The sequence below is a fragment of the Roseococcus sp. genome (assembly GCF_965227005.1).
In the GTDB taxonomy this organism is placed as follows: Bacteria; Pseudomonadota; Alphaproteobacteria; order Acetobacterales; family Acetobacteraceae; genus Roseococcus.
In genome coordinates this window covers 25,481-38,091 of the sequence record NZ_CBDDFJ010000008.1, presented here as the reverse complement: position 1 = coordinate 38,091, position 12,611 = coordinate 25,481, and the positions used below count along the sequence as shown (strand labels likewise).

The following is a 12,611-nucleotide window of genomic DNA, read 5'->3' as shown; positions in this document are numbered from 1 at the left end:
GTCGATCACTCCGCCGCCTGGGGGATTTCGGCCTTGGCCTTGATGTAAGCTTCGATCTGTTCGGCCGCGTCGCGCCCGTCGCGGATTCCCCAGACGACGAGCGAGGCGCCGCGCACGATGTCGCCGCCGGCGAAGACGCCGGGGAGGTCGGTCATCATGGTGCGATGGTTCACCTTCAGCGTGCCCCAGCGCGAGACGGGCAGGCCCGGCTCCTCGAAGGCCAGCGGAATGTTCTCGGGGTCAAAGCCCAGCGCCTTGATGACCAAGCTCGCGGGCGCGACGAAATGGCTGCCCTCGATGGACGCGACCTGCTGGCGGCCGGTGGCGTCGGGCAGACCCAGATGCATCTTGACGGCGCGCACGCCGGTGACGTCCTCGCCGCCGAGGAAGGCCTCGGGCGCGGAGAGCCAGAGGAAGCGCACGCCCTCCTCCTCGGCGTTGTGCACCTCGCGCATCGAGCCGGGCATATTGGCCTTGTCGCGGCGGTAGAGGCAGGTGACCGACTTCGCACCCTGGCGGACGGCGGTGCGCACGCAATCCATGGCCGTGTCGCCGCCGCCGATGACCACGACGTCGCGCTCGGCCGCGTCCAGCATGCCGGAGTCGAATTCCGGCACGGCGTCGCCCAGGCCCTTGCGGTTGGAGGCGGTGAGATAGTCCAGCGCCGGCACCACGCCGCCGAGCTCCGCGCCGGGCAGCGCGATGTCGCGGGCCTTGTAGACGCCGGTCGCGATGAAGACGGCGTCGTGCCTCTCGCGCAGCTCGGCCAGCGTCACGTCGCGGCCGATGGCGACGTTCATGTGGAAGTGGATGCCGCCCGCCTCGTACTGCTTCCAGCGGCGGAGGACGATCTCCTTCTCCAGCTTGAAGTTGGGGATGCCGTAGATCATCAGCCCGCCGACGCGGTCGTAGCGGTCATAGACATGGACCTGGAAGCCGCGGACGCGCAGGCGCTCGGCCGCGGCGAGGCCGGCGGGGCCGGCGCCGATGATACCCACGCTCTCGGGGCGCTCGCGCGTCGGGGTCGGCGGCTTCACCCAGCCCTGCTCGAAGGCGTTGTCGACGATATAGCGCTCGACGGAGCCGATGGTGACGCTCTCGAAGCCCTTCTCGATGACGCAATTGCCTTCGCAGAGCCGGTCCTGCGGGCAGACGCGGCCGCAGATCTCGGGGAAGGTGTTGGTGGCCGCGGCGACCTCATAGGCCTCTTCGAGGCGCCCCTCGGCGGTGAGCTTCAGCCAATCGGGGATGTTATTCTGCAGGGGGCAATGCACCTGGCAGAAGGGCACGCCGCACTGGCTGCACCGGCTGGCCTGAGCGGAGGCCTTTTCCGGCTCGAAGCGATCGTAGATTTCCGCAAAGTCCTCGCGACGCGTCGAAGCTGCTCGCTTTTGCGGCGTCTGCTGCTGGAGACGGACGAATTGCAACATACGCTCAGCCATTGTGCATTCCCAACTGGATGACCCACCGCAATCCATTGCGGCGCAGCACCTTTAGCGAAGCCAAAACGGCAACGCCAGAGGAAAATCTCCATTAGGACAGCATAGATGACTTAGTTGTTGCGAACATTTCGCAGATTCACATCGATCTTCACGTAGAAGCTGAATTTAAAGACCGATACGGACCTTCACATTGCCGGACGCACGCGCCGCGCCCCGCCCACCTGGAACCGCGACAGATAGGGCGGCACCAGCGCCTCTACCGCGGAGGGCGAAATGCCGAGATCGGCCAGGGTTGCCGCCCCGGAGGCGACCACATTGTCGCGCGAGAGAAGCAGCAGCTGATCGCGCGTCAGAGGCGGATTGGGCAGGAGCCCGCAAATGGCCGCCTGAATGGCGGCGAGCCCGGCGGGGATATTGACCAGCCTGCGGTTCCGCCCGGTCTCCTTCACCACGAAGGCCATCAGCTCGCGGAAGGTCCAGACCCTGGGGCCGCCCAGTTCATAGGTCTTCCCTTCGGTGGCCGGATCGGCCAACGCGGCCATGATCGCCTGCGCCACGTCGCCCACATAGACCGGCTGGAACTTCGTATCGCCGTGGATCACGGGCATGAAGGGCAGCACCATCGCCATCTGGGCGAAGCGGTTGAAGAAGCGATCACCCTCGCCGAAGACGATGGAGGGCCGCAGGATCGTCGCCCTGGGGAAGGTCGCCAGCAGCTCCGCCTCGCCCTCGGCCTTGCTGCGGGCATAGAGGCTCGGACTCGCGGCGTCGGCGCCGAGGGCCGAGATATGCACCACCCGATCCACGCCGGATGCGGCGGCAATCCGCCCGATGCGGCCCGGCGCCTGCGCCTGGATCGCGGCGAAATTGCCGTGAAGGATGCCCACCGTGTTCACCACGATGGAGGCGCCCTCGATGGCGCGGGCCACCGCCGCCTCATCCGTCACATCGGCGGCGAGGCCCGCGATCTGACCGACGCGGCCCATCGTGTGCATGCCCTGCGCGCCCATCGGATCCTTCGTGGCCACGCGCACCACGTAATCCTCGCGCGCCAGGCGCTGGACCACGTGCCGCCCAATGAAGCCCGAGCCGCCAAAAACAGTCGCCACCTTGCGCATCACGAAACTCCTCCGTCCTCGAATTCCATACGTGTGCCCGCTGCGGACGCCAAGCGTCAGAAAAGTCAGCACCCCCGGTTGACGGCCCCCGCCCCCAAGGCTAATTCCCCCTCACTTCGCCCCTACAGATTGCCCAGGTGGTGGAATGGTAGACGCGCTGGCTTCAGGTGCCAGTGACCGCAAGGTCGTGGAGGTTCGAGTCCTCTCCTGGGCACCACTGTACTGTTCATAGCGCCGAGGTCCCACAATATGGCGAAGACACTCTTCACACCTTCCGGTGCGATTCATCTTCACATCCAGGATCTTCCGCCCGATCTCAACTTCGGCCCGGTGATCGCCGTCGATACCGAGACCATGGGCCTCGATCCGCGGCGCGACCGTCTTTGCCTCGTGCAGATTTCTTCGGGCGATGGCGTGGCCCATCTCGTGCAGATTTTCCCCGGACGCGGCCCCTCGCCCAACCTCAAAGCGCTCATGGAAGATGCGGGGGTGGTGAAGCTGTTCCACTATGCCCGATTCGATGTGGCGGCACTTCAGCAGGGAATCGGCGCGACGGTGGCGCCGGTGCGCTGCACGAAGATCGCCTCCAAGCTGGTGCGGACCTATACGGACCGTCACGGGCTGAAGGATCTATGCCGCGACCTGCTGGGGGTCGACATCAGCAAGCAGCAGCAGACCAGCGACTGGGGCGCGCCGGAGCTCTCCACCGACCAATGCGCCTATGCCGCCAGCGACGTGCTGCACCTGCATGCGCTCTGGGCCCGGCTGGAGGCGCTGCTGAAGCGCGAAGGCCGGCTGGAGCTGGCGGAGGAGTGTTTCCGCTTCCTGCCCGCGCGAGGAAAGCTGGACCTGATGGGTTATTCGGATCCGGATATCTTCGCCCATTGAGACCGCGAGGGGGCACCGCCCCCTCGCGGTCCCTGGCGCCTTCCTGATCAGGCGGTGGGAGGGTCGATCCAGCCGACATGGCCGTCCAGCCGGCGATAGACCACGTTGATCGCGCCGCTTCCGCTGTTGCGGAACACCACGACGGTGCTCCCCGACAGATCCAGCCGCATGGTCGCCTCGCCCACCGTCAGCTGATGCAGCTCGCCCAGCGGCTCCGCCACCACGGCCGGATGCTCGGCGCCGTTCACCTCGGGCGCGTCGTCGCCCTCCTCCTCCATCGGCAGCACGTATTCGCGCAGCACCTCGCCCTCGCGGATCGGCGCGAGGCTGCGCGCGTGTTCATTCACCCTGCGGCGGTATCGCCGGAGTCGTTTGCCGACATGCTCCGCCGCGACGTCGAAGGCGCGCATCGCATCCGTCCCCTGGCCCTCGCCGCGCATGGTGAGGCCGCGTCCGGCATGCAGATTGATGTCACAGGCGAAGTGTCCGTCCTTGCCGCCCTTGGCGTCCTTGCGGAAAGTGACCCTCGCTTCGAGCGCATGGTCGAAGTACTTCCCGGTGATGGTGCCAAGGCCGGTTTCAACGTGGGACCGCAGGGCATCGCTGGTGGCGAGCTGCTTGCCGGCGACAGTGATTTGCATCTGGTCTTTCCCTTTCGAGAGGCCGTCTCCATCCGTCGGAGACTCGGGTCGTTCAGGCGAGTCCGTATCAGCGAAACCGACCAACCCATTGATTCAACCGCCATCAACAGCATCGGCTGCCTGCACTGTCCGAAAAATCCCGGGAGTTCCGACATTGGTCACGGCGTCCCTTGGCCAGCCGCCAGCCGGCCGCGGGGAGATGCCCTTCAGGCCGTGACAGCCTTATCGCGCTTGCGCTGCACCGAGGACGGGATGCGCATCGCTTCCCGATATTTGGCCACCGTCCGCCGGGCGATGTCCACACCTTCTTCACGCAATCGCAAGACGATCGCGTCGTCCGAAAGGACCGAATCGGCGGTCTCGGCCTGCACCATCCCGCGGATCCGGTGGCGAACGGCCTCAGCGCTGACGCTCTCGCCGCCGGCGGTGCCCTGGATGGCCGTGGTGAAGAAGTATTTCAGCTCCAGCATGCCGCGCGGCGTGGCCATGTACTTGTTCGCGGTGACGCGGCTGACGGTGCTCTCGTGCATCTCCACCGCCTCGGCGACGTCGCGCAGGATAAGCGGGCGCAGGAAGGCGACGCCGTGGCGGAAAAAACCGTCCTGCCGACGCACGATTTCCGACGCCACCTTCAGGATGGTGTTGGCCCGCTGCTCCAGGCTCTTCACCAGCCAGTTGGCGCTTTGCAGCTGCTCGGCGAGGAAGCTCTTCTGCTCGCGATCGCGCAGGCTGACGACGGCGCGCGCGGCAAAGCCGCGATTGACCAGCACGCGCGGCAGCGTGTCGGGATTGAGCTCCAGCACCCAATTGCCGTCGGGCGTGGGCCGCATGAGCACGTCGGGCTGAATCGCGGTGAGCGGCGGCTCGTCCCCGCCCGCGCCGGGCTTGGGGTCAAGCCGCTTCAGCTCGGCGATCATCTCCGTCAGATCCTCGTGATCGACGCCGCAGACCTCCATGAGGCCGCGATAGTCCCGCCGGCCCAGCATCGGCAGATGGTCGAGCAGTCGTTCCATGAAGGGGTCGCAGCGGCCCGCCTCCTGGAGCTGGACGGCCAGGCACTCGCGCAGATCCGCGCAGAACATGCCGGTCGGCTCGAAGCGCTGCATGGCGCGGCGCACGGCCTCAACGACGTCGACCTCGCAGCCGAGCCTCTCGGCGAGCGCGCGCGCGTCCAGCGTGAGCCGGCCCGAGGGCTCCAGCATGGCCAGCAGCGCCGAGCCGATCAGCCGGTCGCGCGCATCGTCGAAATTGAGGCGGATCTGCTCGGCCAGGCGTTCGCGCAGGCTGGGCCCCTGCCCCGCCATCTCGTCGATGCCGCTGAGGTCGTCGCTGAAATCGGCGCGCCCGCCCGCGCCCATGCTGGGCGTATAGGCCTCGCCCTCATCGACCACATTGGAATAATCGACGTCGAGGGCCGAGGAATCGCCAACCGCCATGGTCCCGGCCGCGACGGCGGAGGCCGCGTCCTGCAGGGGTGCGGCCGGTTCGGCGACGACGGTGCGAGTCTCGTCGCGCTCCAGGAGCGGATTGCGCTCCAGCTCCTCCTCGACGAAGGCGATGACCTCCATGTTGGAGGACTGCAACAGCTTGATCGCCTGCCGCAGCTGCGGCGTCATCACCAGCGATTGCGATTGCCGCAGGTCGAGGCGAGGACCGATGGCCATGCTAGCCGTCCAGGATGGCGCGAGACGATGAACGAAGGGTGGGGGCCGCTCCGCGCATCATTGCCGTCAAAGGCTGAACTTCTCGCCGAGATAGACGCGGCGCACGCCCTCATGCGCCACGATCTCGTGCGGCAGGCCCTCCATCAGCACCTGGCCGTCGTGCATGATATAGGCCCGGTCGATGATCTCCAGCGTCTCGCGGACATTGTGATCCGTGATGAGCACGCCGATGCCGCGATTCTTCAGATGCTTCACGAGATCGCGGATCTCGGAGACGGCGATGGGATCGATGCCGGCCAGCGGCTCGTCCAGCAGGATATAGGAGGGGTGCGTCGCCAGAGCGCGCGCGATCTCGCAGCGCCGCCGCTCGCCGCCTGAGAGCGCCAGCGCGGGCGCGCGGCGCAGATGGGCGATGCCGAATTCCGCCAGCAGGCTGTCGAGCATCTGCTCGCGCCGGTCGCGCTTGGGCTCCACCACCTCGAGCGCGGCACGGATATTCTCCTCCACCGAAAGGCCCCGGAAGATCGAGGCTTCCTGCGGCAGATAGCCCAGGCCGAGGCGCGCGCGGCGGTACATGGGCAGGCGCGTGACGTCCGAGCCGTCCATCGTGACCGTGCCCTCGTCGGGCTGCACGAGGCCGGTGATCATGTAGAAAGTCGTGGTCTTGCCCGCGCCGTTGGGCCCGAGCAGACCCACCGCCTCGCCCCGCTTCAGCGAGATCGAGACGTTCCGCACCACCGGCCGCTTCTTGTAGCGCTTGCCCAGGCCCGTCGCGACGAGCCCGCCCGTGCCATCGAGCGCCGTGAGCTCCGGCTTGAAGCCGATCACCGTGGGGCCCGGCTTGTTCAACGCGGCAATCCTTGGTTCTGCCCGGCGGGCCGGGTGGGGCGCGGCGCGGCCGCTCCGGGCGCGGTCGGCGCCGGCGCATTGGTGCGCGGCGCGGTCGGGTCGCCCTGCGGCCCCTGCGAGCCGGGGACGATCAGCCCCTGCACGCGCTGGCCGGGCTGGGAGATGATGCGCGACACGCCGGTGTTCATGTTCACCAGCGCCTCGCGCCCGTTCACATGGTTGTCGCCGCGCGTGATGCGGACATTGCCGAGCACGCGGGCGAGGCCGGTGGCGGCCGAATAGACGCCGCGCTCGCCGCGCACGACCTCGGTCTCGGTGCGGATCTCGACATTGCCGAAGAGCTCCACGCGATCGATGCGCCCCTGCCCCGGCGGCGGGCCCTGCGTGCCCTCGGTGCCGGGCCGCGCCTGGGTCGGCGTACGGACGGAGACGGGCTGGCCGGGCTGCGCGGCCGCTGCCGTCGGCGCGGTGCCGGGCGCGGGATCCTCGAGCATATAGGCCACCAGCGTATCGGCCGTGATGCGCCGGCCGTCCTGGGTGGTGACCACCGCCGAGCCGCGGCCCACGGCCATGCGCCGCTGGCTCCAATATTCCAGGCTGTCGCGCGCGGTGATGACCTGCTGGGGCGTGGTGTAGCTGACGTTCCGCCCGGTCAGCACGAGCACCGCCTGGTCCATGTCATAGACGGCGCGGTCACCCACGGCGACGTCGGTCGCGGTCGAGATGCGGACGTTCTGCTCCGCCTCCATGCGCCAGATCTCGCTCCCGCCGGAGAGCGGGCTCTCGCCGGGCTGGGCGGGCTGCTGCGTCGGCGCGGGCGCGCCCGCCCGGGGACGGTAGCGCGCGAGCAGGCGTGCCGCGTCCACCGTCGTGCCGTCGCGCACCGCGCGCGCATTGCCGCGCGCGATCACGACCTGATCGTTCTGCCGCCACTCGATGCCGTCATCGGCCGTGATGTCCGTGGGGCCACCCTGGGACATGTCGATGCCCTGGGCGGCGGCCCATCCCGGAACCAGCAGCAGCACGGCGAGCCAGGACCTCATCGCTGACGTCCCTCCAGCACGGCATGGGCCTTGCCCGTGAAGATCATCACCGCCCCCCGATCGCGCAGCTGGAAGCCCTCGGATTCGATGGTCCCGAAGGAACCCTGGGCCTGGGTCGGGCGGTCGCCATCGGCGCTGCCCTGGTCGATCTGCACCGCGGCCGCCTCGGTGCGGAACAGCATGCCGTTGTCATGGAAGATGCGCACGTCGCCATCGAGGTCCAGATGCTGCGCGGGCTTGTCGTAGCGGCCGTTATTGGCCTCGATATAAACCCAGGCGCCGTCGTTCAGAAGAATATCGGCGCGCGGCTGGTCGAGAAGCATGACCTCCTCCTGGCCGACCTGGCGGCCGATGCGCGCGGTGATGGTATAGGGCCGCCCCAGCTCGTCGATGCCCTGGAAGCGCGGCGCGACCAACTGCAGCGCCTCGGGCACCAAGGCGGGGCCGCGGCGGAAGGACAGCCGCCCGTCCCGCCCCTCGAGCTCCGGCCAGAGCAGCAGCAGCGCGAGCAGCCCGGCCGCCCCCAATGGCAGCAGGAATTTCATCGCCTGCACGAAGCGGTGGCGGCGATGGATGGAGCTCGCGCTCGGCACTTCGCGCGCGCGCGAAGGCATGAGCACGCGGCGGCGGTCGTGCAAAGGCGCGGCGAAATCGGCGCGGTGCACCTTCTCGCTCATCTAGGCGGCATCCATCTAAGCGACCCCGAGCCTCAGCAGGTCGTGGATATGCAGCATGCCGACCGGCCGCCGCGCCTCGTCCACCACGAAGAGCGCGGTGATGGCACCCTCGTTCATGATCCGCAGCGCCTCGGCGACCATGACCTCCGGGCGGATGGTGCGCGGCTTGGTGGTCATGACTTCACTGACCGGGCGGGAGAGCAGGCCGTCGCCGAGGCCCGAGCGCAAAGCGCGCCGCAGGTCGCCGTCGGTGATCACGCCGATCAGCCGGCCATCGTCGCTGGCGATGCCGAGGCAGCCGAAATGCTTGGCCGTCATGGCCACCAGACCCTCGGCCATGGAGAGGTCGGCGGGCGCCAGGGGCACCTCCGCCGAGCCGTGCATGACGTCGGAGACGCGCCGTAGCCGCGCGCCGAGCTTGCCGCCCGGATGGAAGACGCGGAAATCCTCGGCCCCGAAGCCGCGCCGCTCCAGCAGCGCCACGGCCAGGGCGTCGCCCATGGCCATCTGCATGGTGGTCGAGGTCGTGGGGGCGAGGCCGTTGGGGCAGCCCTCCTCGGCCGCAGGCAGCACCAGCGCGATGTCGGAGTCGCCGCCGATCGTGCTGTCGGGACGCCCGACGATCGCGACCAGCGGAATGCCGAAGCGCCGCGTATGGGCCACGAGGTCGCCGAGTTCGGTGGTCTCGCCGGAATTGGAGATGGCTAGCACCACATCGCCGCGGACGATCATGCCGAGGTCGCCATGGCTCGCCTCGCCCGGATGGACGAATTGCGCCGGCGTGCCGGTGGAGGCCATGGTCGCGGCGATCTTGCGCCCGACATGGCCCGACTTGCCCATGCCCGAGACGACGACGCGCCCGGTCGCGCCCGCGAGCATGGCCACGGCGCGATCGAAGCCTTCGTCGAGCCCGGCCGACATCGCGGCCAAAGCCTGCGCTTCGAGGTTCAGGACCCGCCGGGCGGTTTCCAGGCAGGAAGGAAGGAGAGATTGATCCACACGACTTCTATGGGGGGCCGACCGGGAGGGGTCAAGGCAAGGATCGTGCCAAAGGGTTACCGAAGCCTTTACTCGCCGAAAGGCCAGGGAAAATCAGACTTTCTCCGCGACCCTGATGGCCACCTTGCAACCGGCCTTGATGACGGCCGAGAGTAGCCGATAGGCCGGCGTCAGCTCGGCCTCATTGGCGATTCCGATGTCGCGGTGCTCCAGTTCCTCGGCGCGGAAACGGGCGATATCGGCTTTCAGCGCCGCCTCGTCCTCGCCCAGGGTCGCCTCCTGCTCCTGGTAATGCTCGTCGATCGCTTCCTCGACCGCGACGGTGCAGGCCATGGCGGCGCGATAGCCCATGGCCGCCGTCGCCGCCCCCAGGGCGAAGCCGGCGACGTGCCACAGCGGCAGCAGCGCGGTGGGGCGGACGCGGCGCTGGGCGATGAGGCGGGAGAAGGCGTCGAGATGCACCTGCTCCTGCTCCTGCATATGCTCGATAATCGGGCCGTGGCGGGTGTTGCGCAGGATGGCGAGCTGGCCCTGGTAGATGCGCTTGGCGCCATACTCGCCCGCATGGTCCACCCGGATCACCTCTTCGAGGTAGCGGCGGGGCGTGGTCATGCGCGGGGCTCCTTGCGGGCGAAATTCCAGGCGAGGACGGCGACGAACAGGCCATAGAGGGCGTTCATTCCCGCCATGGAGAGGGGCAGGCCGGGGATGAGGAAGACGGGCAGGTCGCAGGGCTTGGTGGGCGCGGCCGCCATGGAGCGCAGCATGTCGTCCACCGAGAGCGCCCCGCCGGAGGTCGCCACCTGGCAGCCGGCCAGCGGCGAGGGCCACCAGCTCCATTCGACACCGAGATGGAAGACGCCGACGGCGGCGGAGCAAAGGGCGGCGAGGCCCGCCAGGCGGAGCATCGTCCGCCGCGCGATCACCAGGGAGAGAGCGGCAAAGCCGACCGCGACCCAATAGGGCCAGCGCTGCCAGAGGCAGAGCTCGCAGGGGGCGAGGCCGAACCAGCCCTCCGATCCGCGGGCAAAGAGCGGAGCCGCCAGCGAGAGGACGAGGATCAGGAGGGAGCCTTGCATGGACCACTTGTCCCGCTTCGCGGCCCTCTTCGCAACGGGGGGCGGGTTCACGCCGTGGCGGGAATGCGCTGGCGCGTGCGAGCGGGCAAAAAAAATGGCGACCCATTGCTGGGTCGCCAAGTTTAGGGAGGAAACGTCCAAGAAAGCAGGCAAGGACCTAAGTCCCTGCCGCCGAAGACAGATATAGGTCAGAGATCGCTCGCATGCAAGCAATATTTTGCATTGCAGCATTCCGTGAATGCAGGGCTCGCGGGGCAAGCTCTTTTGGCATGCGGCTTGCGCAGAGCCCACCATGCGCATCGCCCTTCCCCTTCTGGTCCTCCTCGCCGCGCTCAACCCTGAGACAGGCCGCGCCCAAGCCTCTGCCGGCCCCGATCCGACCCTCCAATGCCGTGCCGCCATCGCCCAGGCCGAGCGCGGGGCCGGCATCCCCGCCGGCCTGCTCCAGGCCATGGGTCGGGTGGAATCGGGGCGCCGCAACCCCGAGACCGGCGTGGCCGGCCCCTGGCCCTGGACCCTGAACGCCGAGGGGCGCGGCCAATTCTTCCCCACGAGGGAGGCAGCGATTGCCGCCGTGCGGGAATTGCAGGGCCGCGGCGTGCGGGTCATCGACGTCGGCTGCATGCAGGTGAACCTGCATTTCCACCCCCGCGCCTTCGCGAATCTGGAAGAAGCCTTCGACCCTGCCGCCAATGCCCGCTACGCCGCGCGCTTCCTCGGCGAGCTGCAGGCCGCGCGCGGGGACTGGATGGTCGCCGCCGGCCATTACCACTCCCAGACGCCCGATCTGGCCCAGGCCTATCGCGCCCGCGTCCAGGCCGCGCTTCCCGCCGAGCAGGCGCGGGCCGGACAGGACCTGGCCCTGCGCCCCAGCCCGCCAATGGCACTCTCGCTCTCCAATCGGGCCGAGCGGGCGGCGGTGCTGCCGCCTGCCGCCCTCGGGACGCCCGGCCGAGGGCGGGGCCTCGACGCCTATCGTGCCGCGCCGATTCCCCTGACCGGGCGGCAATTCGCCCTCATCCCCAACGCCCTGATCAGGCGGTGAAGTCGATCGCGCCCCGGGCGGCGGCGATTCCCGTCGCGAAACAGGCCTGGAGGAGATAGCCGCCGGTCGGCGCCTCCCAGTCCAGCATCTCGCCGGCGAGGAAGGTGCCGGGATGGGCGCGCAGCATGAAGCGCTCGTCCAGCGCCGCGAATCCCACGCCGCCGGCCGAGGAGATCGCGCGCTCCAGACCCTGCGCGCCGGTCAGCCGCACCGGCAGGGCCTTGATGAGCGCGGGCAGCTCCGTCGTATCGCCGGAATGGCGCGCCTCCTGCACCAACCCGATGGCGACGGGCGAAAGCCCGGCCTTGCGCAGTAGGTTGGACAGCGAGAGGCCGCGCCCCGCGAGCTTGCCGGCCAGGGTCGCCGCATCGAGGTCGGGCCGCAGGTCGATGTGCAGCGTCGCCGCACCATCGCGGGCCAGCGCCTCGCGCAGCGGCGCGGAGAGGGCATAGACCGCGCCGCCCTCGAGGCCCTCGGCGGTGACCATGGCCTCGCCGCGCAGGCTCCGGCCTTCGAAGGACAAGGCGATGCGCTTGAGGGGCTGGCCCGCGAAACGCTCGCGGAACAAAGGCGACCAGCCCACGCGGAAGCCCATATTGGCGGGGCGGAAGGGCGTGACGCCCTCCAGCAGGGGCGTCCAGGCGCCATCCGAGCCCAGGCGCGGCCAGGAGGCACCGCCCAGAGCGAGGATCGTGGCGTCGGCGGCGAAGGTCGATTCGCCCTCGGGGGTGTCGAAACGCAGGGCGCCCTGGGCGTCCCAGCCCAGCCAGCGATAGCGCGCGCGCAGGCTCACGCCCGATCCGCCCAGCCGCGACAGCCAGGCGCGCAGCAGCGGCGAGGCCTTCATGGCCTTGGGAAAGACGCGGCCGCTGCTGCCGGTGAAGGTCTCCTGGCCCAGGGCCTCGGCCCAGGCGGTCAGGGCTTCGGGCGGAAAGGCCCGGATGGCGGGCTCCAGCGCCGCGCGGGCCGGGCCGTAGCGGTCGAGCAGATGGTCCAGCGGCTCGGAATGGGTGAGGTTCAGCCCGCCCCGCCCCGCGATCAGCAGCTTGCGCGCGGGCGAAGGCATGCGGTCGAAGACCGTGACGGAGCGGCTGGACTGGGCGAGGATTTCGGCGGCGATGAGCCCTGCGGGGCCCGCGCCGATGACAGCGATATTCTTCATGCGC

At 69.0% G+C, this 12,611-nt stretch carries 13 protein-coding genes and 1 tRNA gene; 3 read left to right on the top strand and 11 right to left on the bottom strand.

Translation table 11 applies throughout. The annotated features are described in order from the left end of the window. Nucleotides 1-5: 5 nt before the first annotated feature. Together ACO057_RS03715 and ACO057_RS03710 are read right to left on the bottom strand one after the other, a co-directional pair. The gene (locus tag ACO057_RS03715) at nt 6-1,442 is read right to left on the bottom strand and encodes an NAD(P)-dependent oxidoreductase (protein ID WP_421989005.1); all 1,437 of its coding nucleotides are present in this window, start codon (nt 1,440-1,442) and stop codon (nt 6-8) included. A 185-nt stretch (nt 1,443-1,627) separates the two neighbouring features. Then, the gene (locus ACO057_RS03710; RefSeq protein WP_421989004.1) at nt 1,628-2,560 is read right to left on the bottom strand and encodes a complex I NDUFA9 subunit family protein; all 933 of its coding nucleotides are present in this window, start codon (nt 2,558-2,560) and stop codon (nt 1,628-1,630) included. Nucleotides 2,561-2,691: 131 nt separating this feature from the next. On the opposite strand from ACO057_RS03710, the gene ACO057_RS03705 reads away from it, so the two are divergent. Together ACO057_RS03705 and ACO057_RS03700 are read left to right on the top strand one after the other, a co-directional pair. Continuing rightward, nucleotides 2,692-2,777: transfer RNA gene (locus ACO057_RS03705), tRNA-Leu, on the top strand. Between the two features lie 32 nt (nt 2,778-2,809). Further along, a complete protein-coding gene (locus tag ACO057_RS03700; RefSeq protein WP_421989003.1) occupies nt 2,810-3,448 on the top strand; it encodes a ribonuclease D in 639 nt (212 codons plus the stop codon). A gap of 47 nt (nt 3,449-3,495) precedes the next feature. On the opposite strand, the gene hpf is transcribed toward ACO057_RS03700, so the two are convergent. The 8 genes from hpf to ACO057_RS03660 form a co-directional block, all read right to left on the bottom strand. Beyond that, on the bottom strand, nt 3,496-4,089 hold the full coding sequence (gene hpf / locus ACO057_RS03695) for a ribosome hibernation-promoting factor, HPF/YfiA family (RefSeq protein ID WP_421989002.1): 594 nt from the start codon (nt 4,087-4,089) through the stop codon (nt 3,496-3,498). A gap of 206 nt (nt 4,090-4,295) precedes the next feature. Further along, a complete protein-coding gene (gene rpoN / locus ACO057_RS03690) occupies nt 4,296-5,753 on the bottom strand; it encodes an RNA polymerase factor sigma-54 (protein WP_421989001.1) in 1,458 nt (485 codons plus the stop codon). 66 nt (nt 5,754-5,819) lie between these two features. Further along, the gene (gene lptB, locus ACO057_RS03685; RefSeq protein WP_421989131.1) at nt 5,820-6,581 is read right to left on the bottom strand and encodes an LPS export ABC transporter ATP-binding protein; all 762 of its coding nucleotides are present in this window, start codon (nt 6,579-6,581) and stop codon (nt 5,820-5,822) included. 17 nt (nt 6,582-6,598) lie between these two features. Next, on the bottom strand, nt 6,599-7,645 hold the full coding sequence (locus ACO057_RS03680; RefSeq protein ID WP_421989000.1) for an LptA/OstA family protein: 1,047 nt from the start codon (nt 7,643-7,645) through the stop codon (nt 6,599-6,601). Next, on the bottom strand, nt 7,642-8,322 hold the full coding sequence (lptC, locus tag ACO057_RS03675; RefSeq protein WP_421988999.1) for an LPS export ABC transporter periplasmic protein LptC: 681 nt from the start codon (nt 8,320-8,322) through the stop codon (nt 7,642-7,644). Before lptC ends, ACO057_RS03680 begins: the two co-directional genes overlap by 4 nt. 15 nt (nt 8,323-8,337) lie before the next feature. Then, nucleotides 8,338-9,321 carry a KpsF/GutQ family sugar-phosphate isomerase gene (locus ACO057_RS03670; protein ID WP_421988998.1) on the bottom strand — a complete coding sequence of 328 codons (984 nt, stop codon included), beginning with the start codon at nt 9,319-9,321 and terminating at the stop codon, nt 8,338-8,340. Between the two features lie 93 nt (nt 9,322-9,414). Then, complete coding sequence (locus ACO057_RS03665; protein WP_421988997.1) at nt 9,415-9,933, bottom strand: demethoxyubiquinone hydroxylase family protein; 519 nt, start codon at nt 9,931-9,933, stop codon at nt 9,415-9,417. Next, entirely contained in the window at nt 9,930-10,400 is a 471-nt protein-coding gene (locus ACO057_RS03660) for a disulfide bond formation protein B (protein WP_421988996.1), read from the bottom strand. Before ACO057_RS03660 ends, ACO057_RS03665 begins: the two co-directional genes overlap by 4 nt. 292 nt (nt 10,401-10,692) lie before the next feature. Between ACO057_RS03660 and ACO057_RS03655 the strand changes: the two genes are divergently transcribed. Next, nucleotides 10,693-11,445 (top strand): lytic transglycosylase domain-containing protein, encoded by a 753-nt coding sequence (locus tag ACO057_RS03655; RefSeq protein ID WP_421988995.1) that lies wholly within the window; start codon nt 10,693-10,695, stop codon nt 11,443-11,445. On the opposite strand, the gene ACO057_RS03650 is transcribed toward ACO057_RS03655, so the two are convergent. Then, nucleotides 11,435-12,607, bottom strand: a complete 1,173-nt coding sequence (locus tag ACO057_RS03650) for an NAD(P)/FAD-dependent oxidoreductase (RefSeq protein WP_421988994.1) — start codon at nt 12,605-12,607, stop codon at nt 11,435-11,437. The two genes, ACO057_RS03655 and ACO057_RS03650, sit on opposite strands and share 11 nt — an antisense overlap. Nucleotides 12,608-12,611 lie beyond the last annotated feature (4 nt).

Coding starts and splice junctions, on each gene's coding strand:
- ACO057_RS03700 (WP_421989003.1), top strand. CDS start 2,810: ATGGCGAAGACACTCTTCACACCTTCCGGTGCGATTCATCTTCACATC.
- ACO057_RS03665 (WP_421988997.1), bottom strand. CDS start 9,933: ATGACCACGCCCCGCCGCTACCTCGAAGAGGTGATCCGGGTGGACCAT.
- lptC (WP_421988999.1), bottom strand. CDS start 8,322: ATGAGCGAGAAGGTGCACCGCGCCGATTTCGCCGCGCCTTTGCACGAC.
- ACO057_RS03710 (WP_421989004.1), bottom strand. CDS start 2,560: ATGCGCAAGGTGGCGACTGTTTTTGGCGGCTCGGGCTTCATTGGGCGG.
- ACO057_RS03715 (WP_421989005.1), bottom strand. CDS start 1,442: ATGGCTGAGCGTATGTTGCAATTCGTCCGTCTCCAGCAGCAGACGCCG.
- ACO057_RS03660 (WP_421988996.1), bottom strand. CDS start 10,400: ATGCAAGGCTCCCTCCTGATCCTCGTCCTCTCGCTGGCGGCTCCGCTC.
- ACO057_RS03655 (WP_421988995.1), top strand. CDS start 10,693: ATGCGCATCGCCCTTCCCCTTCTGGTCCTCCTCGCCGCGCTCAACCCT.
- ACO057_RS03650 (WP_421988994.1), bottom strand. CDS start 12,607: ATGAAGAATATCGCTGTCATCGGCGCGGGCCCCGCAGGGCTCATCGCC.
- ACO057_RS03680 (WP_421989000.1), bottom strand. CDS start 7,645: ATGAGGTCCTGGCTCGCCGTGCTGCTGCTGGTTCCGGGATGGGCCGCC.
- rpoN (WP_421989001.1), bottom strand. CDS start 5,753: ATGGCCATCGGTCCTCGCCTCGACCTGCGGCAATCGCAATCGCTGGTG.
- hpf (WP_421989002.1), bottom strand. CDS start 4,089: ATGCAAATCACTGTCGCCGGCAAGCAGCTCGCCACCAGCGATGCCCTG.